The organism is Haloarchaeobius pelagicus, from assembly GCF_051207375.1.
In the GTDB taxonomy this organism is placed as follows: domain Archaea; phylum Halobacteriota; class Halobacteria; order Halobacteriales; family Natrialbaceae; genus Haloarchaeobius.
The window spans coordinates 673,581-692,763 of record NZ_JBPJZD010000001.1; the positions used below are offsets into that span (position 1 = coordinate 673,581).

At 70.1% G+C, this 19,183-nt stretch carries 19 protein-coding genes; 2 read left to right on the forward strand and 17 right to left on the reverse strand.

The window, feature by feature from the left end; translation table 11 throughout:
- Positions 1 to 59 precede the first annotated feature (59 nt).
- Complete coding sequence (locus ACSC1S_RS03465; RefSeq protein WP_435363174.1) at positions 60 to 689, forward strand: DUF8130 domain-containing protein; 630 nt, start codon at positions 60 to 62, stop codon at positions 687 to 689.
- Between the two features lie 30 nt (positions 690 to 719).
- On the opposite strand, the gene ACSC1S_RS03470 is transcribed toward ACSC1S_RS03465, so the two are convergent.
- The 7 genes from ACSC1S_RS03470 to ACSC1S_RS03500 form a co-directional block, all read right to left on the reverse strand.
- Entirely contained in the window at positions 720 to 1,502 is a 783-nt protein-coding gene (locus ACSC1S_RS03470) for a DUF7388 family protein (protein ID WP_435363175.1), read from the reverse strand.
- Positions 1,503 to 1,669: 167 nt separating this feature from the next.
- On the reverse strand, positions 1,670 to 1,843 hold the full coding sequence (locus tag ACSC1S_RS03475) for a hypothetical protein (RefSeq protein ID WP_435363176.1): 174 nt from the start codon (positions 1,841 to 1,843) through the stop codon (positions 1,670 to 1,672).
- Between the two features lie 51 nt (positions 1,844 to 1,894).
- Positions 1,895 to 2,419 (reverse strand): hypothetical protein, encoded by a 525-nt coding sequence (locus ACSC1S_RS03480; RefSeq protein ID WP_435363177.1) that lies wholly within the window; start codon positions 2,417 to 2,419, stop codon positions 1,895 to 1,897.
- A gap of 46 nt (positions 2,420 to 2,465) precedes the next feature.
- Positions 2,466 to 3,041, reverse strand: a complete 576-nt coding sequence (locus tag ACSC1S_RS03485; protein ID WP_435317472.1) for an NUDIX hydrolase — start codon at positions 3,039 to 3,041, stop codon at positions 2,466 to 2,468.
- 68 nt (positions 3,042 to 3,109) lie between these two features.
- Positions 3,110 to 3,580 carry a DUF7109 family protein gene (locus ACSC1S_RS03490; RefSeq protein ID WP_435363178.1) on the reverse strand — a complete coding sequence of 157 codons (471 nt, stop codon included), beginning with the start codon at positions 3,578 to 3,580 and terminating at the stop codon, positions 3,110 to 3,112.
- Between the two features lie 30 nt (positions 3,581 to 3,610).
- A complete protein-coding gene (locus ACSC1S_RS03495) occupies positions 3,611 to 4,708 on the reverse strand; it encodes a glycosyltransferase family protein (RefSeq protein WP_435363179.1) in 1,098 nt (365 codons plus the stop codon).
- Positions 4,709 to 4,795: 87 nt separating this feature from the next.
- Complete coding sequence (locus ACSC1S_RS03500; RefSeq protein ID WP_435364582.1) at positions 4,796 to 5,968, reverse strand: MFS transporter; 1,173 nt, start codon at positions 5,966 to 5,968, stop codon at positions 4,796 to 4,798.
- Between the two features lie 164 nt (positions 5,969 to 6,132).
- Here ACSC1S_RS03500 and ACSC1S_RS03505 point away from each other — a divergent pair, with 164 nt between their 5' ends.
- The gene (locus tag ACSC1S_RS03505; protein WP_261650432.1) at positions 6,133 to 6,303 is read left to right on the forward strand and encodes an HVO_0758 family zinc finger protein; all 171 of its coding nucleotides are present in this window, start codon (positions 6,133 to 6,135) and stop codon (positions 6,301 to 6,303) included.
- A 69-nt stretch (positions 6,304 to 6,372) separates the two neighbouring features.
- Here ACSC1S_RS03505 and ACSC1S_RS03510 read toward each other — a convergent pair whose 3' ends face one another.
- From ACSC1S_RS03510 to ACSC1S_RS03555, 10 genes are all read right to left on the reverse strand, one after another.
- On the reverse strand, positions 6,373 to 7,461 hold the full coding sequence (locus ACSC1S_RS03510) for an aldo/keto reductase (protein WP_435363180.1): 1,089 nt from the start codon (positions 7,459 to 7,461) through the stop codon (positions 6,373 to 6,375).
- Between the two features lie 45 nt (positions 7,462 to 7,506).
- On the reverse strand, positions 7,507 to 8,676 hold the full coding sequence (locus ACSC1S_RS03515) for a DHH family phosphoesterase (RefSeq protein WP_435363181.1): 1,170 nt from the start codon (positions 8,674 to 8,676) through the stop codon (positions 7,507 to 7,509).
- A 45-nt stretch (positions 8,677 to 8,721) separates the two neighbouring features.
- Entirely contained in the window at positions 8,722 to 9,618 is an 897-nt protein-coding gene (locus ACSC1S_RS03520; RefSeq protein WP_435364583.1) for an SDR family oxidoreductase, read from the reverse strand.
- Positions 9,619 to 9,679: 61 nt separating this feature from the next.
- Positions 9,680 to 10,117, reverse strand: a complete 438-nt coding sequence (locus ACSC1S_RS03525; RefSeq protein ID WP_261650435.1) for a DUF5791 family protein — start codon at positions 10,115 to 10,117, stop codon at positions 9,680 to 9,682.
- Positions 10,050 to 13,343, reverse strand: coding sequence for a DUF7286 family protein (locus ACSC1S_RS03530; RefSeq protein WP_435363182.1), 3,294 nt, complete (start codon positions 13,341 to 13,343; stop codon positions 10,050 to 10,052). Before ACSC1S_RS03530 ends, ACSC1S_RS03525 begins: the two co-directional genes overlap by 68 nt.
- A complete protein-coding gene (locus tag ACSC1S_RS03535) occupies positions 13,340 to 14,224 on the reverse strand; it encodes a DUF7284 family protein (protein WP_435363183.1) in 885 nt (294 codons plus the stop codon). The genes ACSC1S_RS03530 and ACSC1S_RS03535 overlap by 4 nt, the downstream gene beginning before the upstream one ends.
- Positions 14,221 to 14,658, reverse strand: a complete 438-nt coding sequence (locus ACSC1S_RS03540; protein ID WP_435363184.1) for a DUF7285 family protein — start codon at positions 14,656 to 14,658, stop codon at positions 14,221 to 14,223. The genes ACSC1S_RS03535 and ACSC1S_RS03540 overlap by 4 nt, the downstream gene beginning before the upstream one ends.
- Positions 14,636 to 15,118: a DUF7283 family protein gene (locus ACSC1S_RS03545; RefSeq protein WP_435363185.1), complete on the reverse strand. Its 483-nt coding sequence runs from the start codon at positions 15,116 to 15,118 to the stop codon at positions 14,636 to 14,638. The genes ACSC1S_RS03540 and ACSC1S_RS03545 overlap by 23 nt, the downstream gene beginning before the upstream one ends.
- 383 nt (positions 15,119 to 15,501) lie before the next feature.
- A complete protein-coding gene (locus ACSC1S_RS03550; protein ID WP_435363186.1) occupies positions 15,502 to 17,244 on the reverse strand; it encodes a hypothetical protein in 1,743 nt (580 codons plus the stop codon).
- Positions 17,238 to 19,103, reverse strand: coding sequence for an ATPase, T2SS/T4P/T4SS family (locus ACSC1S_RS03555; RefSeq protein WP_435363187.1), 1,866 nt, complete (start codon positions 19,101 to 19,103; stop codon positions 17,238 to 17,240). Before ACSC1S_RS03555 ends, ACSC1S_RS03550 begins: the two co-directional genes overlap by 7 nt.
- Positions 19,104 to 19,183 lie beyond the last annotated feature (80 nt).

Genomic DNA, 19,183 nt, shown 5'->3' on the forward strand with positions numbered 1-19,183 from the left:
GACCCGGTTGCTGTCAGGTAATCGTCGGGATTCTTACCACGCCAAAACGAACATCACCTGTGAAGCGCCGCACCTTCCTCCAGCTCTCCACCTGCGGGTCGCTCGGAATCTCTGGTTGCCTGGGCGCGACTAGACAGGAAACACCGCAGTCCTCGACGGCCGAACGGTCGCGGATAGACGAGGCTTTCTCGCTCCTCGTCAGCGTGGAATCCGTAGCCGACGAATCGTCGCCCGGCGTTCTCCGAATCGCAATCGAGAACACCAGTTCGGACGACCAGACGGTCTGGGCCGCTCCTACGTTCCCGTTCTCCTCCTTCATCGCGTACGAGTCCGGTGAAGGGACCGGTTCGGATGCCCACAGGATTCAACTCGTTCCCGTCGATGATTCCGTCTACTCGGTGTACGGAACAGCCCCAGAAGCTCCCGAAGAACCTGAATTCGCCGTCGTGCCGACTGACCGGGAGGGAGCATGCTGGAACGCGCTCAATGCAGCCCACGTCCCTGACAGCCTCGAACGCTACAACATCGAGTCAGGCGGCGTCATAGCGCGGCCCTACTTCGTGCTGTCGTACACGAACGACCGGAGCTGCGTTCCGACCGGCGAGTACACACTCTCCGGGCTGTTCTTCCGTGGGGACGCGAGGGAGGAACGGGTTGACTGGTCGACGCGGCTACGGTATCCGCTCTGACCAGTAGCTTCGAAAACCGCAGTTCAGGACTCAGTTCAGGAACTCGTCCAGCCCACGAGCAGGATAGCCGACCACGTAGTCGGCTCCCAGTTCTTTCAGCTCCGAAACGCGCTCCCTGACAGTGTCAGTATCGCCGACCAGCGCGAAGTCGGTGCTCGCCTTGAGGAGCACTTCCCGCGCCCGGCCGGTCGCAGTCGAATCCGTCGCGCAGCCGTCGGGCAGCGCCCGCGCCACCGCACCGCGCCGCGAGATGTACCCGCCCACGGCGTCCAGCACCGCGTCCTCGTCGTCGGTGAGGACGGTGGGTGCGTAGATGGCGACTTCGCCGTCGAAGCCCGCAGCCCTGAGGGCGCGCAGGTCCCGCGCGGTCGAGCGCGAGAGCAGTTCGAACTGCGTGCCACCGGCGGCCATCGCGATGCGCTCGATGCCCTCCGTGCCGACCCACGCCTCGGCATCGACCTTCCGGGCCGCGCCGAGTCGCGGTGCAATCGCCCGGCCCTTCTCGTCGTCGGTGAGGTAGGCGGGGTGGCCGGCGACCAGGATGCGCCGGATTTCCTCGGGTAGCGTCTGTGCCAGCGAGTCGTCGCCGAGGGGGTCGAACCCGTCGGCGCGGACCGGCGTCGTGACCATGACCGTCGAGGTCTCCGCGAGGTCACGCAGGACCGACGCGTCGGGGAGGTGCTCGCGGCCCTCGTAGTCAACCGCCAGCATATCGACGTCGAGGCCGACCGCCTGGGAGATATCGACCTCCTTGGGCTTGAGCGCGACGCCGTCGAGGCCGGTCCTGGGCAGGGTGAGGCCTCTGGTCAACATCGTACAATACCTCCGCTAGTGAAACAGAATGATAGGCTATCGGTCGAGTGGAACTCGATCCATCGTCTGGGCGACCATGTACTGATAGACAGGCCAGCTTCTGGGATAAGCGTGTCGGAGCACACGAAGTATCGCCGGGGGAAGCTGACGAGTTCGAGGTACCGCAGCTACTCCGGCGACCACTCACACGAGGTCCCGAAGGTGAGTTCCTCGTCGTCGATGTAGGCCGCGAGACAGGCGTAGTTGCAGAACGGTTTCTCGTCGGTTTCGCTTCCCTCGCGGACGTACACCGGGTCGTGGCGCTCGACGTCGCTCTCACAGTAGAGACAGGGTGTGGACATACTGGTCGCAACTGATGGTCGCCACCGGCAAGAACCTGTTTCCCGATTATCTCAGGGCACGCGATACGTCGCGACCAGTTCGAACCCCCGTTCGGCGTCCGCTGCCTCGGGTCGGGCCACGGTCGAGAACGCCCACTGTCCGCGTTCGAGTGCGACCTCGTCGATGACCGTCTCCCCCTCGGTTCCAGTTCCGTTCGGCCCGATGACCCAGCTGTACCGGGCCGACGGCTGGAGCCTGACCGCTGTCGGCCAGACGTTTTCAGGAGCGACGTGTCGCCAGCCTGCCGCAGTCCACTTGTGGAGGTCCCACGAGTTGGGGCCGACAAGCCACGGTTCCGAGGTCCCGTTCCTCACGACGAACCGGACCGAATCCACCCGGGTCTCGGGACCGACCGACTTCTCGACCCGAATCGTCACCGGGGCATCGTCACCCCGGCAGACCGTGGCGCTGGCATCGGTCTGGAAGGACGGGCAGTGCTCCGGCTCGGGGTCGGGCTGTCCCACGCCGTAGGCGACCAGGGGACTCGCGAGGAGGGCGGCCGACCCGAGTTCGGTCAACACGGCTCTGCGGTTCACGAGTGCGGATTCTGGTGGGCGAGAGAAAGCGTTTGTGCCGGCGTGGTCAGATGCGCCGGTCGAGCCGCATCGGGGCGCGCCAGTCCGTCGTCAGTTCGAGCAACTGCACGAGGATTCGCCCCGTCGCGCCCCAGACGGTGTAGCCGTTGACGTGGAAGTAGTGGATGACTATCTCGCCGTAGTAGGGGTGGTCGCGATGCTCGTACTCGTAGTTCTCGTCGTCGAGCAGGGCCGACACCGGCAGGAGCGCCACCTCCGCGACCTCGCGCTCGTTCGGGTCGTAGGCCCGGTCGGGGGCCATCCCGACGAACGGCGTCACCGCATATTCGGTGATCGTGCGGATGTCGTCCAGGCGGCCGACGAGGTCGACCTCGTCGGGGTGCAGGCCGATCTCCTCGTAGGCTTCGCGGAGTGCGGTCTCCTGGATATCGACGTCCCCGGGTTCATTGCCACCGCCGGGGAAGCTCATCTGCCCGGGGTGTTTGCCGAGGTGGTCGGCGCGTTTCGTGAACAGCAGGTGGTACTCGCCGTCCCGTTCGATGACGGGGATGAGCACCCCGGCATCGTGTTTCTGGTCCTCGATGGGACGCGGGGTGAACTCGGCGACGCGACGCAGGTCCATCGAGAGTACGTATGCACCAGAAATGTAAAGCGTTCACTCTCTGCGCAACGGGCGGTGTCCTGTCTGGCTCAGTCGTCGAGGCGCGCGTCGAGCCGGGTCCGGATGGCGGTGCAGTCCACCGGTGCCCAGGCCTCGAGGTCGTAGCTCACGTCGACCAGCTCCCGCATGCGGTCGGTGTCGCCCCCGGCGAGGGCCGCCGTCGCTTCGTCCTCCAGGGTCGCCCGAACGCCCGCACCCAGTTCCTCCCGGTCGACGTCGCGCTCGGCCACGTCCATGATGTGCGGGAGGTCCTCGCTGTGTGGCGGTTGCTCGGGGAACGCCCGTGGCCCGGCGACCAACAGTGGCTCGCCGTCGTCGCGCTCGTACTCGACCAGATGGTAGCTCTTGATGGCCGCGTCGAGGGTCTCCCCGGCGTCCGCCCCGTCTAGCTCCTCGCCCTCGCGGTAGGCGAGTTCCGAGAGCGCCTCGTACAGTTCGTCACGGGTGAGTCCCCCGAACAACTCAACGACACCGGCGAGTTCGTCCGCGCTGACGCGCATGGTAGTGCAGATGACACCAAGCGCAAAGATTCATTCGACTACGCGGGCCATCGCGTCGGTCGCGGCGGCGGCCACGTCCTCGGGGACGAGGGGCGCGTCGTCCCACGCGGGCAGCCGGGTGTCGACCGTGGGTTCGACGACCGCGTCGGCGTAGGTCGCGACCTGGTCGCGCTCGCCGGCTGCGTCGAACTCGAGGCCGTTGAACTTCGCGTCGGCGGCGTACTGCCGGACCAGCGTCCCCGCCGCGTCCTCGAACCGCTCCGGGAGGGTGTCGAAGTCGGGCTCGATGCCGTGGTCGGCGAGCGCGTTGAACAGTGCCCGGCCGACCTGCGTCGACATGTCCGAGAGACCGGTCGGCCCCGAGACGGACCGATGGTCGTGCTCGTGGCGGCCGAGGTCGACCTGTGCGGTCCCCTCGAACCCGGCGTGCTCGTAGGTGTCTGCCAGCACGCCGACTTCGAGGCCGAAGGCGCGCTGGGCACGCACCTGCCGGGCGAGGTCGGCCGTCATGGCGAACTCACCGGCGAGCGCGTACCGGAAGGCGTCGAGGTAGTCGAGGAACGGGTGGTCATGGGCGTCGTCGAGCGCACGGACCAGCGGCGTGTAGAACAGCCGGAACAGCCGGCCGTAGAGCTGATTGTTCTCGACGCGGGCGTAGTAGCCCTTCGAGAAGTCGAACCCCTGGTCGAGCGGGGAGAGCAGGCGCGGGACGTGGGCCTCGCTGTAGCTCTTCGTGTCGGCGTCGTGGACGACGACGAAGTCGGCGCGCTCGGCGGCGAGGCCGAGCGCCAGCCACACGTCCCGGCCCTTCCCGAACCCGTTCTCCAGCCCGTGTTCGTGCAGGAGGTCGGAGACCGAGTCGGCCGAGCACCACAGCAACTCGATGTCGAGGTCGAACGAGCCGAGCCACTCGTGGAAGTCGGGGACGCGCTCGGCCGGGGCGCGCAGGGGGACGATGACCGAGGCGGGGTCCACCTCGGCGAGCGTCGAGAGCACCTGCTCGGCGGCGAGCCCCGCGTACTCCCGTTCGGTCATGGGAACCACGACGGCGGTCCGGTCGGTGGGGGCGTCCGGGCAGGGGTTCGTCAGGTCGTGGAGCGTCGCGACCCGCTCCTGGACGTACTCCATCACCCGCCATTCAGGACCGGAGTTAAAAAACGGCCCCGACTTGGGGCGCGGGTTGCCGACTCTGCCCGGGGTGGCGGTCGCCGGCGATCAGTCCGCGCCGGACGGGAGCCGGTCCAGCTGGTAGAGGGCGACGAGGATGCCGAGGATGGCGACGAGTATCACCGCGAAGCCGCGGTACACCTCGTCGTACTGGAGTCCGAGGTCGACGAGCGCGCCGACGGTGACGCTCCCCGTGGCCCCGACGAGCATCACCACGCCCGAGTAGAGCGCGTACGCCGACGCCCGGTTCTCGTCGGGGAGTGAGTCGAGCAGGAACGTGTCCATCGCGGGGAACGCGCTGTGGACGACGTAGCCGAGGACCAGGGTGACGACCACGATGGGGAGGAAGCCCGAGACGTACGTCAGCACCAGCAGGCAGCCCGCGAACGCCCCGAGCACGCCGAGTAACAGGGGGACGTGCGGGATGCGGTCCGCGAGGTCGCCGGTGAGGAAGAACGCGGGGACACCTGCGAGGAAGACGAGCGTGAGCAGGGTCCGGCCCTGGGCAGGGGCGAGGCCCTTCGCGACCGAGAGGTATCGGACATAGAGGTTGAACAGCCCGTTCCAGACGAACCCGGTCCCGCCGAGGACGACGACGCCGGTCAGGATGATGCGCCACTGGCGCTTCAGCGCGACCAGCAGGTTCCGGTCGTCGGCCCCGGCAGTCGGCATCGCGGAGCGGCTGGCGACCCGGTAGAACGCGACGGTCGTCACCGCGGCCACGACCGCGAGGGTGAGCATCACGACGCGCCAGGCCGCCAGTTCGCCCAGCCCCGGAACCTGCCAGGACTCCCGGAGCAACACGAGGCCGACGAACAGCGGTGCGCCCACGGCCGCGAGCTGGCTCGACATCCCGTGGATGCCGATGGCGCGGCCGACGCGCTCGGGGAACAGTTCGCTCACGAGCGGGTTCGCGGCGATGAAGTACGCGCCGCTGGCCAGGCCCATGAGGAACGCGCCGAGGTAGACCAGCGTGAGCGACCCGGCGAAGGCAGTGAACGTCGTCGCGACCGTGAGGACGACGCCGGTCCCGAGGACCACCCGATGCCGGGGGACCCGGGTCAGCAGGTACCCGGTCGGGATGCGCGGGAGGGCGCTGCCGACCCACGCCAGCGTCGCGATGAGGCCCACGGCCCCCTCCGAGGTGATACCGAAGGCCGCCCGGAAGGGGTCGAGCAGGGGTGCGAAGACGACGCGGGCGAAGTTGACGAGGAACACCATCGCACAGAGCGACCCGAACACACGCCAGCGACGAACCCCGCCGCGGCCACGTGTGTCGGTCTGTGCAGTCACGTTCGGACCTATCGACCGGGTCGGTTCAAACTTTACGAATCGAAAGCCGAGACACCACGGTACTTTTGGCCTCCCCCATCGTAGCGCCGCTTATGAAGTCGGTCAGGAAAGCCCTACGCGACGGCACGCTCGAGAAGGACACGTACGAACGTCTCAATTGCGCAGAGTGCGGGAAGACGCTGAAGACGAAGAACGACCCGGACGCCATCGGAACGGTACGAACCTGTCCGGACTGCGGTGGCGAGTGGAAGGAGATCAGGTAAACGCGGGGTCGCGGGGGCGATTCTCCTTTCTTCGAACCGGTAGCGACTGGTCTCCCCCAATCCAGCGACTTACTCGAACGTCGAGTCGAACGCGTCCGCGCCCATCGGGTCGAACGTCCCCGCGGCGACGTTCTCTTCGACGTGTTCCGGGCGGCTCATGCCGACCAGCGAACTCGTCACGCCGGGCGCGGACCGCGCGAAGTTGATGGCCTTTTGAACTACTGAGTCACCCGAAAGCTTCGCGGCCACCTCGTCGGGCAACTCGCTCGTCAGGTCGCCCTGCAGGATGGAGGCGCTGGTGAACACGTCGAGGTCGGCCTGGTGGGCAAGCGCGAGGGTACTCACCGTTCCGTCGGCGGAGGACTGGCTTTCGACGGTGAACGCGTCGGCCATGTGGACGTTGAAAGGAAGCTGGATGGCCCGGAAGTGCGTCGCCGCGTTCCCGACGGTCTTGGCGGCCGACCGGGCACGCCCGACGACCTCCGACAGCGAGAGGTAGGAGTCGTGTCCGGGACCGACCCGGAAGCACTCCCAGCTCGCAACGCCGTAGTGCTGGATGTCGCCCTCGTCGGCCCGCCGTTCAAGCAGTTCGAACGTCGCCTCGAGCTGGTCGTACACCTCCTCGTGTGATTTCTGGACCAGTTGCGTCTCGGGGTTGTGGACGTAGTAGAGGTCGATGTGGTCCAGCCCGAGGTTGTCGAGCGAGCGGTCCAGCTGGTCGGCGATGTAGCCCGGCGCGATGCAGTGACACCCGCTCACGAGGTCGTCGGGGTCGACGATGCCCGAATCGACGTACTCCGACTGCACGTACTGGCCCGGGTCCGCGGGGCGCTCGCCGTCGAACGGGACGAACCCGCCCTTCGTCGAGACGAGGACGGCGTCGCGCTCGACGTCGGCCGCTTTCACTGCCTCGCCGACGACACGCTCGGAGCGCTGACAGCGGTAGTTGATGGCGGTGTCGACGACGTTGATGCCCGACTCCAGCGCTTTCACGATGGACTCGTGGTAGCGCTCGTCGACCGCGTCCGTCGGGTCACCGAGGTACGTCCCGACGCCGATACTCGACACGAGGCTGTCGCCGAAGCGCCGGAAGTACGTCCGGCCGAACGACTCGTGGAACGCGTCGCGGTAGGCCCACGTCGCCGTGCTCGTAACCATGCACGTCGGTTCGGGAGTCGGGAAGAAAAGGCGTCCGTTCGGTGGTCACTGGCGCTCGCCGGCGAGCGCCTCGAACAGTCGCTGCTTGAACTGGTCGCGCGAGACGCCCTTCGAGGGGCCGAGGCCCTCCATGTGGTCCTTGGAGATCTGGCCGCCGCCCATGCGGGCGTGGCCACCGGCCTCGGCCATCGGGATGTCCGCGACGACGGTCCTGAGCGCCTCACCCATGTGGAGGCGGTCGTCGCGCGACCGGCCCGACATGTGGATGGTGCCGTCTTTCTCGCCGTAGACGACGACCGCGGACACGCCCTCTAAGTGCATCAGTTCGTCCGCTGCCTGCGGAATCGCGTCGACGTTCGGTATCGCGCCGAGGTCACAGACGCCGAACGGGCCGTCGACGTCGACCTCGTGGATGGCCTTCGCCTTCGTCTTCAGGACCTCCCGGGGGACCTGCGGGTTGGCGATGCGGTCGAGCAGGTCCTCGTTCACGCCCGGGTAGAGGTAGCTGCTGGCGGAGAACTCCGCAGAGGAACAGCCCTTCGTGAGGTGGTTGGTGTCGGACTGGATGCCGTACACCATGCCGGTCGCGGTGCGGGGCGGCAGGCTCACGCCGTCGCCGTTCCCGTTCCCGACCGACGCATCGAGGTCGTCGAAGTACTCCGCCAAGATGGTCGCACACGCGCCGTAGTCGGTCCGGATGTCGGTGAACGCGGTGCCGGTGCCGTTCCCGGGGTGGTGGTCGACGACCGCGTACGGTTCGACGCCCTGCGAGCCCTGGAAGCCGCGGGGCGTGTTGTGGTCGACGAGGACGACCGCGTCACCGGCGAGGTCGGCGGCCGTCTCGATGTGCTCGGCGTCGAGGTCGAGGACCGTTCTGAAGGCCCGGTTCTCCTGGTGGCGTATCTCGCCGGGGAACTGCAACGTTGCGTCCACCCCGGCGTGTCGACAGAGCTGGGCGACGGCCATCCCGCTCGCCATCGCGTCCGGGTCCGGGTTCGGATGAAGGAGGATGCTGACCGCGTCGTTCTTGCGAATCGCCCGGAGGAACTTCTCGCCCTCCGTCCGGCGGAGTCGCTTCAGGCCGACCCAGCCGGCGAGCCCGAGGACCAGCACGGCCGCCACGAGCCCACCGAGTACTACGGGGTCGTTCGTGGCGGAGTCGACGACGCCGGCGGCACGGGAGACCAACACCGCCGGGGTGGCAGCGAACCACATATTCCAGTTCTCACGGGCGACCGGTAAGAAGGTTCCCCAAGACCGTCAAGCGTGTCTCTGACGGTACAAATCGACCGCGTGACGGTATCCTTCGCGGAACGTCGGGTACCTGAACTCGTAGCCGAGAGCCCGGAGTTTCTCGTTCGAACACCGCTTCGAGGTCCTGAGTCGACGTTCACCTGCGTCGGAGAGGTCGCCCTGTGCGAGGCGCTCCTCGATGGTCTGCTTCGGCGGCTCGTCGACCGCGGCCTGTTCGGCCAGCCAGTCGGCGAACTCCCACTTCGAGACGGGTTCGTCGTCGGTGACCTGCACGACCTCGCCGCGGGCGAGGTCCTCGGTGAGGAGATACGCCACTGCACCGGCGGCGTCCTCGCCGTGGACCATGTTCAGGTAGCCCTCGGTGACCGGACCCTCCAGATAGCGTTCCAGCCGGTAGCGGTCGGGGCCGTACAGCCCCGAGAACCGGGCGACGGTCCCATCGATGCCGAACGAGTCACCCGCCGAGAGCGCGAGTTCCTCCGCCTCGGCCAGCACCTCGGTCTTCGGCGTGGTCGGCGAGAGCGGTGTCTCCTCGTCCACCCAGTCGCCGTTGTGGTCGCCGTGGACGCCCGTACTGGAGGTGTAGACCAGCCGTTCCGGCGGGTCCTCGCGCTCGGCGAAGTGTGAGAGCACAGTCCGCATCCCCTCGACGTAGATTCGGCGGGCGGCGTCGGCCCCGCGGCCACCGGTGCTGGCGGCGTAGACGAGTGTGTCGACGTCCGGTATCGACGCGAGCGAGTCCCCGTCGAGCAGGTCCGCCTGGACCGCGGTGAATCCCGACTCCTCGATGGCGGTGATTCCGTCGTCGGAGCGTCTGACCCCGATGGCTTCGTGGCCAGCTTCGGTCAGCTGTCGTCCCAGTTCGAGCCCGACGTACCCACAGCCGAGAATCGCGACACGCATTTGCACGGACGTTGGGAGTCCCCACTGATACCGCTACCGTTGTGTGACATAAGCCGCCAGTTCAGGGCTGTTTGCTCGCGATGACGTGCTGGATGTGGACGAACTCGTGGAACGACATCGGGGCGCGCCGTTCGATCTTCTGCTGGACCTCGGTCGGGTCGAGGTCGAGCGAGCCGTCGAGGTCGGCTGCCACGGTCTCGATGTCCATCACGCCGGTCGTCATGCCGAGCAGGAGGTGCTCGCAGGCCATGGTGACCACGGTCTCGGGGTCGGCGACGCCGTCGGCCAGCGACTGCACTTCCGCGGCCTCTTCGAGACTGAAGTCTTCAGGGAGGTCACCCTCGGCGAGTGCCTTCACGCTCGACTTGTCGAGGCCCGTCGACCCGACGACCGTGTCGATGCCGACGCTGTCGACGACCGCGGCGAGGTCCTCAGCGTACTCGGCTTCGAGGTCGGCCGGCGACAGGCCCGACACGTCCATCCGCTGTTCGTGGAACATGAGCGGACGCTTCGGTGGGCCGGTACAAGGGCTTGCTGCATCCGGTCGACGCGGTCGAGTTCGTGGACTCGCGCGGCGGCCACACCGTCGGTCCGGGACAGGGCCAGCCCGGTGAGCGTTCGTCCATGTTCCCGTCGAAGTCGCCGACACCGTTCTTGCCGGGCGGGACGACCACGAGCACGCCGACCTGGTTCTCGAAGGTGACGCGGTCGGCTCGGCCGAGTCGTTCCCGGACGCCGTCGCCGTCGAGGTCGACCGCGACGGGGCCGCCGTCTCGACTGTAGACGAACGACCCGCCGGGGTCGTCGGGGCCGCCCTGGCGCGCCCGGACGGTGAACCGGGCGTAGGTCCCGCGGACGTCGACGACCCAGACGTTCACCGTGGCGACCCACGAGTAGAACGGGACGAGCGGGACCCCGGCGAACACCGACAGCCGCGATTCGTTCCCGTACCGCGACGCGCGTGCCGCGCGGTCGAACTGGGCCGCCCCCGCCGTGTTGGCCGCCTTGGCCAGCGTGTCCTGTTTCGACCGGAGGAAACCCACGGCGTCCGCGACGGCCGCCTCGTCCGTTCTGGCGGTCTCTGCCCGGACGGCGTCTCGTATCGATACTCGCGCGAGGACCGTCAGTTCGTCTCGCCAGCGGGTGGTCCGCTGGCGGTCCGAGTGGGCAAGCACGGTCTCGGCGACTGCGGGCGCAAGCGAGCCGTTCACCGCGGCCTGTGCTCGCGTGCCGGTCGTCGGCCAGCGGTCCAGGGCCGCCGCGACCGCCGTCTCGGCGGCCGGTCGGTTCAGGTCGGTTTCGGCTGCGAGGTCGGCCGCGATGCGGTCCTGGACGCCCGAGAGCGAGTCTGAGACCGATGTTTCCAGTGCGGCCCGCTTCCGATTGGCCGCTTCCGTCTCGACGAGACTGCTCGCGTACTCCATCGCGACCAGCGCTCGCGTCGCGACCCGCAGGTCGACGGTCGAGGCGTCGGCGTCCTCGGTCGATGCGTCGACCACGGTGTCGCCCGCGTCGCCGTAGGGGACGGTGAACAGGTTGATGTTCCGCGCCGCCAGGGGGTGAAAGCCCGAGGAGCGGATGGCCGGAGCGCGATGGCTTTCGACCTCGTTCACCACCAGATAGGAGGGGACGCCGTCGACCGCCAGCTGGACCGGTCCGGTCGGGCCGCCGTGGCCGAAGGACCGGCCCTCGGGGACCGCCGCCCGCTCCTGGGCGTCCATCGTCGCCGCCAGACTGTCGAGGGAGAGACCGTAGTCCCCGAGGACCGACCCGAGGCCCTTCCGGGCGTGGGTCGTCTTGCTGGCGCGCTCGCGCAGTTCCGCGCGAACGTGGTCGAGATAGGCGACGCGAACCGCGATTCGGGCGCGCTCGGCGACGCTGTCGTACTGGGCCGGTGCGTCCACGAGTTCGGCTTGTCTGTCCCGTATCCGCTCGGCGAGGTCGGCCGCAGGCGTCGCCGTCGTGGCGAGGTCGCCGCGGGCGCGTTCGACCGAGAGGTTCCGGACGGTCTCGCGGAGTTCGGGGAGCCCGGCGTACACGAACGACTCGATTCCTGCTGGGGGGTCGCCGGACAGTCGGGTCCCGCTCTCGTCGAGGTCTGCGGTGACGGCCCGGCGCGCCAGGGCGTCTGGCCCGCCGCGCGAATCCACGAGGTCGCCCGCCGCAGCGCGCACGTCGACCAGGTTCCCGTCACCGAGCGGCCCGGGCTGCTCGAACACGCCCTGGATAGGGGCGTCAGGACCGTCTGTGCCGGGCGAGGGAGTCGCGACGACTGCCAGACCCACCTGGTACCGGCTGCTGTGGGTCGCGTTCGTCACCCGGGTCTCGGGCGAACTCGCGTTCCATGGCCGGTCGGTGGAGCGGTTCGCGTGCTGCCAGCGCCACCGCGTCGTCCGGGTGACGGTCACGACGCGCTCGTCGGTCTGGAGGCGGGACAGTCCGTACCGGGGGTCCGGGATGGCAGCGTCGCCATGGCGGACAGTCGTCGACTGGGATTCCTCGGTCCGGACCAGCTCCCACCCCGGGCCTGGCGATTCGGGGTCCGGCTCCGGGTCGTGGGCGACGCGGGTCACCGAACTCCGGATGAACACGTCCGCGCTGTAGGTTTCGCGGACGATGTCGGGGAGCGAGGCCGATTCGGAGCCGTCACCACTCTCGGCCACCAGGTCCCTGAAGGCGTCGTCCGCGCTCTCGTTGACACCGACGCTGACCGGGTCGCTGGCGGTCGTCTCGGGTGCAGTTGGTTCCGGGATGTCCGGCCCGGCGTTGGCGAGCGTCCCGCCCGGGTCACCGAGGACGAGGTCCAGCCACTGCTCCGGGGACATCCCGGTCTCGACGGACTGGGCCTGCCCGATGACCTCGCTCGCGAGGATGCGGGCACGGGCTCTCCCGAGTGCGCGCTTTCCGGCGTCGTCCGGGCGGCCGAAGCTTCCCTTCTGTGTCGCGAGGGCAGCCTCGTTCGCCGAGAGCGAGACGTACTGGGTGGAGAGGACGTTCGAGACGACCCCGCCGTCCTGGCCCGTCTTGCCAGCCGTGCTGGTGCCGTACTGGACGTAGCCTCGCGCCCAGGCCCAGGCGTAGAGGCGGGCGGCGAACTGGCGGCCGAAACCGGGGCCCTCGGTCGGGCCGCGGTTCAGGCGGGCCTCGAAGTCGGCCACGCGCTCGTGGACGAGCAGGACGGGGGTCGCGACGGTGAACCGGACCGGCCGCTCCTCGGTGGCGACCACCCGACCGCCGACGCGAACCCTGACGGTGACGTTCTCGATGCGGACTCGCATGCTCCCGTTGCCGGTCCGTTCGAGGTGGACCCGGTGTTTCGCCAGGCGTGCCGTGGTCGGGTCGGAGAGCAGGGGTAGACTCGCCGTCGCCCGCGCGTCCCCGACACGAACGTCGACCTGCGAGAGCGCGGTCTGTGCCTGCCGGTAGATCCGCAGGCGAAGCACGTCACGGAACGGTGCCGAGTCGTTCAGAATCCGGCCGTAGGGGGTGTCCGCGGTCGACAGAACCGGGTTCGCGCCGGCGTTGGCGCTCGCCCGCCGGACTGCGCCCCGGAGCGCGGTGCTCACCGCGGTGTCGGCCCGTTCCGCGGCGAGGGCTGCGTCGGGTGTCGTCCCGCCGGGTGCCCGCGTCGCGAGCGTGCCGACCAGCGTCGCGCTACTGACCAGCAGGAGGACGCCGACGAGGGCGAAGGGGACCCGCGCCCGCTCGTCGTCTGCCAGTCTCATGCCGACCACGTCCTGACGGTGACGACGACGGTCCCTGGTGCAGTCGCGTCGGCTGCCGCATCCGGCGAATCGTACCGACGCTGGAGCGCTGGCTCGACCCGCCCCGCGAGGGCCGCGGTCAGTCGCTGGTTGGCGCGACGAGTCGCCGCCTCGTCGAGTGTGCCGTCGAGGCCCGTCGCCAGGACCCCGGCCGCGCGACGGTACCGGTACGCAGTCAGGCGGTCACCCGGGTAGTCCCCGAGTAGTGCGAGCCGGCCCCGGTCCGGCGGGAACAGGGTTCCAATCGTGCGCGAGGCAGTCCGGTAGGCGAGGTCCTTCCAGTCGTCAGGTGCGGCGGTGTCGACCACTGGCCCCACCGCGACCCGGATGCTCGCGGCGTGCACGTCGGTGGACGCTGGCGGTGTGTCTCCCACGGTGACCTGCCCGCGAACCGGGCCTTCGCCGGTCGGTTCCCAGGCCGCGACGACCTGCCACTCCTGGTCCAGCCCACCGAGCCGCCGCCGAGTCGCGTTCGCGACGGCGCGCTCGTAGTCGTCGCCAGCGTGCGAGATGGGCTGTCCGTCGATGGTCGCGTTCGCGATGGCGGCCCGGGCGAGCAGGTCGGCCAGTGACCCGTGTGTTTCTCGGTCGAAGGCGTCGCCCTCGGTCGTCGGAAACGCCACGAGAGACCGGTCAGCCTGCCGCGCTCCCGGCGCGAGGGAGTACTCGACCGTCGCGGTCGTGGCCCCGAGGAGTTCGACGGCATGGTCGGCTCCGGTCGCGTCGGAGCGGTCGGGACGCTCGGCGGTCACGACCACGAGGACGCTCGCCGAGACGAGCAGCAGGCAGAGCGTCACGTCGAGGACCGTACTGACCCCGCGTGACTGCTCGCCAGCTCTCACGGCCACACCTCCACGCGCAGGGTCCCGCTGACCACGACGCCCGGGTCGAGTCGGACGCTGACCGGCCGGACCGCGGTCGAAACGTCCGGTGGGGCGGCGGGACCGGCGCGCCAGCGCTCGCCCTCGGCGGTGAGCGTGACGGCGACGTGGTAGCCGTCGGGACCGGCCGTTGCCGCGGCGGCAGCGAGGCGCTCCGGATTCGCGATGCCATCGGGCGCGACTGCGGCGTGGGCTTGCCCGAGCGTGGGTGTCGCGAGGTCGCGACGAACCTCGTCGTCGCCGTCGACCCGCGCCAGCGTGGAATCGAGGGTCCCGGCGAACAGCGCGAGGCCGACACAGACGGCGAAGACGGCAACGAGCGCGGCCGATGGCTCCAGCTGGGCCCGGCAGTCGGCGGTCGCGGCTTGCCCGCTACGCATGGACCAGCGTGACATTCGTTCCCTCCCAGTGGACGCGGGTGATCAGGAGTCGGCTCCCGGCGGGTCGCCACCGTGGCTCGCCGGCGCTGGCGTGCGCCCGGGCTTCGGCGACGGCCTCGGCGAAGGCTGCTGGCGAGTCGAACACGCTCTCGGGCGGTGTTCCGGTCGCGACCCGGTGGAGTCTGGTGCCGGTCGTGACGGGGACGACCGGGCCGAACGCGAAGCTCGCGTGGGCGGCCCCGCCGGCATTCCGGAGCGAGAGACGGTGGGTGTCGAGGCGAACCGCACTCGCGTCTATCGGGTGCTCTGCCGTGGTCGGGTACGAGGCGGCGGCGACCGCGTCGACGGTGTCGGCGGCGGCCGCCGCGTCGGGAGCGGGTCTGGTCGGCAGTTCGACTGCCACGCCTGCGACGGCGAGGCTCGCCGCCGCGAGGCCGACCCAGCAGTACCACGCGTCTATCGGGAGGTCTGGCATGGCGCGTCTGGCCGCGGGTTCGTACTTGAAGGCTTGGCTGCGGCTGGAAGCAAGGGATGGTCTCGTCGCTGTCGATGGGGCCTGTGTGGACGTGGTGGCGTTGGTAGGCGGTGACGACGAGTGTCGTGCTCGCGCTGGCGGAGATGGAGACCGCACCACACCCTCCCCAGCCGACTCCCTCCGCTCCGCGATGCTTCGCTCCGGTCGTCCCTCGCGCACCTCTGGCTCGCGGCCTGCTCACGGCTTCTTCTCGCGGGCTCTCGGCCCGCTCGAATGGTTCGCGGAACTTCGTTCCGCGCTATCGCCGTTCGCTTCGAGGCACTCCGTGCCTCGCCCGACACGCTCGCCAGCGCACGCCACAGTGGCAATTCGGTTTCCGTCGCTCAAACCACCGCCCCGGCGGCCAGGAACGCCCCGAGGTACACCAGCGCCGCGGTCGGGAGAGCCCGGCCAACGCGCACACCCAGAAGACTCCGGTCCAGCCCGTGCTGGAGTCCGGTCGCGAGTACGGTGAGGACGACCGCGAGTACGAGGACGTAGGCACCCACGGCGAGACCGAGGTCGGCCGTGGCGAGGGGTGGGGCGGTGGCTGCGGCCGGGTCGCTGCCCGTCAGGGACCCTGTCCCACCGTCGAGTTGCATCCCGTCTGCGAGCGCGACCGTCGCACCGGCGACCAGCGGCCCGAACGTCGTCGCGGTGCTCCGCAGGGTCCCCGTCACCCGGGCGAGGTCGTGCTGGCACTCGCGTTCGAGGGCCTGGAGGTCCTCCAGGTGGTCGGCCATCGAGACGAGGGCACGGCCGGCTGGTGCGCCCTCGTCGGCAGCCAGCCCGAGCAACGCGGCCGTGCTTCGGGCGCGGGGGCTCGGAACGGTTGCGAGCGCGCCGTGTTCGCCCAGGAAGGCCTCGCGCACGCCGACCCGGAGCTGTCGCTGGCGGCGACACGCGTCGGTCAGTACGGCCCCTGTTTCCCCGGCGACCTCGCTCGCTGCGTGGTCGAGCGCGGCCTCGACGGCCTCGCCCTCGGCGACCCGACGGCCGACCAGGTAGAGCGCGTCGACGAGGTTCGCCTCGACGGCCTTCGCGTGGTCCCGGACGGTCGAGACGGGGCGGTACCAGACCGAGAGCGCGACGCCCGCGGCGAGTGCGGGGGCGACGAGTGGAACCAGCCAGTCCGGTGCGAGCAGGGGGACGGCAACGACCGCCACTGTCAGTGTGACCCCGCCGGCAGCCAGCGCCCGCCAGGGGCGGTCCGGCACGTCCGGATGCTCTCGCGTGACCGCCGGTGGCGGGAACGCGACGGGCCGTCGGGTGAACAGCCAGGCGCTGACGACGACGAGTCCGACAGGGAGCAGCCCATCGTAGACCACGACGAGTGCGCCGAGCGTCACCGGGATACCGGCGACCCGGGCCGCGGGCAGGACCGCGACGAGCGCGAGCGGGAGCAGGACGCCGAAGGCGTAGATGGCGGTGACCGGTCCCTGCACGGTCGCGGCGAAGGTGGCGAGGCGGTCACGGGTGCCCCGGAGGACCGCCGTCATCGCCCGGTCGAGGGTCCGGACGCGCTCACCGGCTGGCGCGTCGGCCGCCGCCTCGACGAGGTGGAGTGCGCGCCGGAGGGCCGGGAAGGCGTCATGCCACGCCGCGACGAACGACCCGAACCCGGTTTCCGGGGTCCCCGATGCCCGTCGGACGTGGCGGCTGAGACTGGCGGCCAGCGGGCCGTCGTCGGTCTCGGCCGCGAAGGCTGCTGCACCCTCGGCTGTCGGCTCGATGTGCATCCGGAGGACGGCGCGACCGACGAGGTCAGGGGCATCGCCGAGCGCGGCGGTCTGCCGGACGCTCGCGAGCCAGACGGGAATCGAGTGGACCGCGTGCGCGACGGCGAGGCCCACCGCGAGTGCGACCACCGGGACCGAGGCAGGGTCGAGGCCGGGGGCCGCACCGGCGACCGCGACGAGGACCGCGCCGAGGGCGGCTGTCACGTAGCCCGCCCGGGTCACCGTCTCCGGGGTGAGGTCGCTCTCGAGGAACGCGAGTGCCTGCCCGAGGTCGTCGCTGGGGTCGACGGGCCAGGGGTAGCCACGGGCGAGGTGCCGACAGGACCACGTCCCGAGACCGCTCAACACGGTGCCCCCGGCAGGTCTGCGGGCTCGGTTCGCCCGTCAGCGACCAGTGCGGCCAGCTGGTCCGTCCGGTCGGCGAGGTCCGCTCGCACGTCCGCGTAGGTCTCTGTCGGTCCGGCGAGCGATGCCACGAGGGCGCTCTCGCCGCGGTCGATGCGGCCGGTCGAGGTGAGCGTCGTCCCGTCGAGGTCGAACAGGGACTCGAAGTGCACGCCGTCGGCACCGGTCCGGACCTCCTCGATGCTGGCGACCCGACGCTGGGTTCCGGTGTCGGTCTCGACGGGTCGGCAGGTGACGACCAGGTCGGTGACGCCGAAGGAGGACTCGGGGACCTCGAGATCGGCGACGACGCGCTCGCGCACGTCTGTCCCGCCGTCGCCGTGGATGGTTCCGAGGACCGCGCTCCCGCTCGCGCCGACCCGCATCGCTTCGTAGAGCACGCGCGCTTCCGCGCCCCGAACCTCACCCACGACCAGTGCGCCCTCACCGAGTCGCAGGGCGGTCCGGAGCGCCTCGTCGGGAGCGATGCTCGGCCCGTCGCCGGTGGTGGTATGGAGGGCCTGTACGTCGCGCCCGCCAGCCTGGAGCGCCGAGACGGGTAGCTCCGGGGTATCCTCGATGACGACGGTTCGGGTCTGTCGCGGAAGCTCCCACAGCAGCGCCCCGAGCGTCGTCGTCTTGCCTGCGCCGCGGGTCCCGGCGACGAGAATCGCGGCGGCACGTGCGACCGCCAGCGAGAGGAAGCCGGCCGCCTCGGCGGTGAGGCTCCCGGCGGCGACGAGTCGCGGGAGGGTCCAGGCGTCGCGCCCGTTCCGCCGGAAGGCGAACCCGTACCCCTCGCTGACGGGGCGGGTGACGCCCGCGACGCGAACCGGGTCGCCCGCCATCTCGGCCGTGGCATCGAGCGTCGGACTGGCCCGGGAGAAGGCGCGCCCGCTCTCCTGGCGGAACCGGGAGGCCAGCGCGCCTGCGGCCGCCCCGGTGAGCCGGACGTTCGTCGGCATGGTGTGTCCCCCGGCGGTGACACGGAGCGGGGTCTCCGTGACCGGCGCGGAGGCGAACACGTCCGAGACGGCCGGGTCGGCGAACAGGTCGCTGAGGACGCCGTACTCGCGGGTGTGCTTGCGGAGGATGCGAGTGAGGGTCTCGACCGGGGCAGCGTCGTCGGCGACCGCCCGGACCGCCCGGCCTGGTGCCCGCGCCGCCCCGTCGATTCGGCCATCGGCGAGGTGAGCGTAGGCGGCCGCGAGTGTCTCGAGGGCCGGTTCGTCGAGTCGTGACTCGATGGGTTCGAGGTGGTAGCACCGCCGGCCCGTGGCGTCCTCGTACTCCCGGACGGTCGCATCGGTTCTCGTCTCGCGCGTGGCGACGAGCGTCGCACCGGGTGGGAGTGACGCCGCGACCCGTGCCTTGCTGACGGGTGGCCCCGAGAACGGCCGCAATGCGTCGTCGTAGCCAGCGGCCCGGTCTGCGAGGAGCGCGAGGCCGGTCTCGGCGACGAGGTCGGCGACTGGGCCTGCCCGAGCCGTCGCGTCGGCCGCGGCACGCAGCGGGTCGGTCCGGGCACGACCCGCCAGCACCGGGTCGTGGAAGGCGGCCGCGTCGGCGAACCGGCCGGCAGCGACCAGCAACGCGGCCGCGTCGTCCTCGTAGGCCCGTTCCAGCCCGGCGGCCCTGACGACCACGCTCTCGGCGTCCCGTGATTCCAGGGCCACGATGGCGGTCGCCCGGCAGTCCGGGTCGGTCGCGAGGTCCCCGCCGGGGCAGTCTGTCGCGTCGAGCAGTAGCCGGTCACCCTCGAAGGAGGCGGTGCAGCCGCAGGGGTCGTCGGTGTCGGTGCCGAGCAGCGAGTGCAGTGACATACCGGCGGTGGCCCCGGTCTCGGATTTAAACTCGGGGACGAGACGGGTCGGGGACGGTCGGTGAGCGACCGGACCGACAC

What these genes read in the sequence shown, in the direction of transcription:
- ACSC1S_RS03470 (WP_435363175.1), bottom strand. Translation starts at nt 1,502, where the DNA reads ATGTTGACCAGAGGCCTCACCCTGCCCAGGACCGGCCTCGACGGCGTC.
- ACSC1S_RS03475 (WP_435363176.1), bottom strand. Translation starts at nt 1,843, where the DNA reads ATGTCCACACCCTGTCTCTACTGTGAGAGCGACGTCGAGCGCCACGAC.
- ACSC1S_RS03485 (WP_435317472.1), bottom strand. Translation starts at nt 3,041, where the DNA reads ATGGACCTGCGTCGCGTCGCCGAGTTCACCCCGCGTCCCATCGAGGAC.
- ACSC1S_RS03490 (WP_435363178.1), bottom strand. Translation starts at nt 3,580, where the DNA reads ATGCGCGTCAGCGCGGACGAACTCGCCGGTGTCGTTGAGTTGTTCGGG.
- ACSC1S_RS03495 (WP_435363179.1), bottom strand. Translation starts at nt 4,708, where the DNA reads ATGGAGTACGTCCAGGAGCGGGTCGCGACGCTCCACGACCTGACGAAC.
- ACSC1S_RS03500 (WP_435364582.1), bottom strand. Translation starts at nt 5,968, where the DNA reads ATGGTGTTCCTCGTCAACTTCGCCCGCGTCGTCTTCGCACCCCTGCTC.
- ACSC1S_RS03505 (WP_261650432.1), top strand. Translation starts at nt 6,133, where the DNA reads ATGAAGTCGGTCAGGAAAGCCCTACGCGACGGCACGCTCGAGAAGGAC.
- ACSC1S_RS03510 (WP_435363180.1), bottom strand. Translation starts at nt 7,461, where the DNA reads ATGGTTACGAGCACGGCGACGTGGGCCTACCGCGACGCGTTCCACGAG.
- ACSC1S_RS03515 (WP_435363181.1), bottom strand. Translation starts at nt 8,676, where the DNA reads ATGTGGTTCGCTGCCACCCCGGCGGTGTTGGTCTCCCGTGCCGCCGGC.
- ACSC1S_RS03520 (WP_435364583.1), bottom strand. Translation starts at nt 9,618, where the DNA reads ATGCGTGTCGCGATTCTCGGCTGTGGGTACGTCGGGCTCGAACTGGGA.
- ACSC1S_RS03525 (WP_261650435.1), bottom strand. Translation starts at nt 10,117, where the DNA reads ATGTTCCACGAACAGCGGATGGACGTGTCGGGCCTGTCGCCGGCCGAC.
- ACSC1S_RS03530 (WP_435363182.1), bottom strand. Translation starts at nt 13,343, where the DNA reads ATGAGACTGGCAGACGACGAGCGGGCGCGGGTCCCCTTCGCCCTCGTC.
- ACSC1S_RS03540 (WP_435363184.1), bottom strand. Translation starts at nt 14,658, where the DNA reads ATGTCACGCTGGTCCATGCGTAGCGGGCAAGCCGCGACCGCCGACTGC.
- ACSC1S_RS03545 (WP_435363185.1), bottom strand. Translation starts at nt 15,118, where the DNA reads ATGCCAGACCTCCCGATAGACGCGTGGTACTGCTGGGTCGGCCTCGCG.
- ACSC1S_RS03555 (WP_435363187.1), bottom strand. Translation starts at nt 19,103, where the DNA reads ATGTCACTGCACTCGCTGCTCGGCACCGACACCGACGACCCCTGCGGC.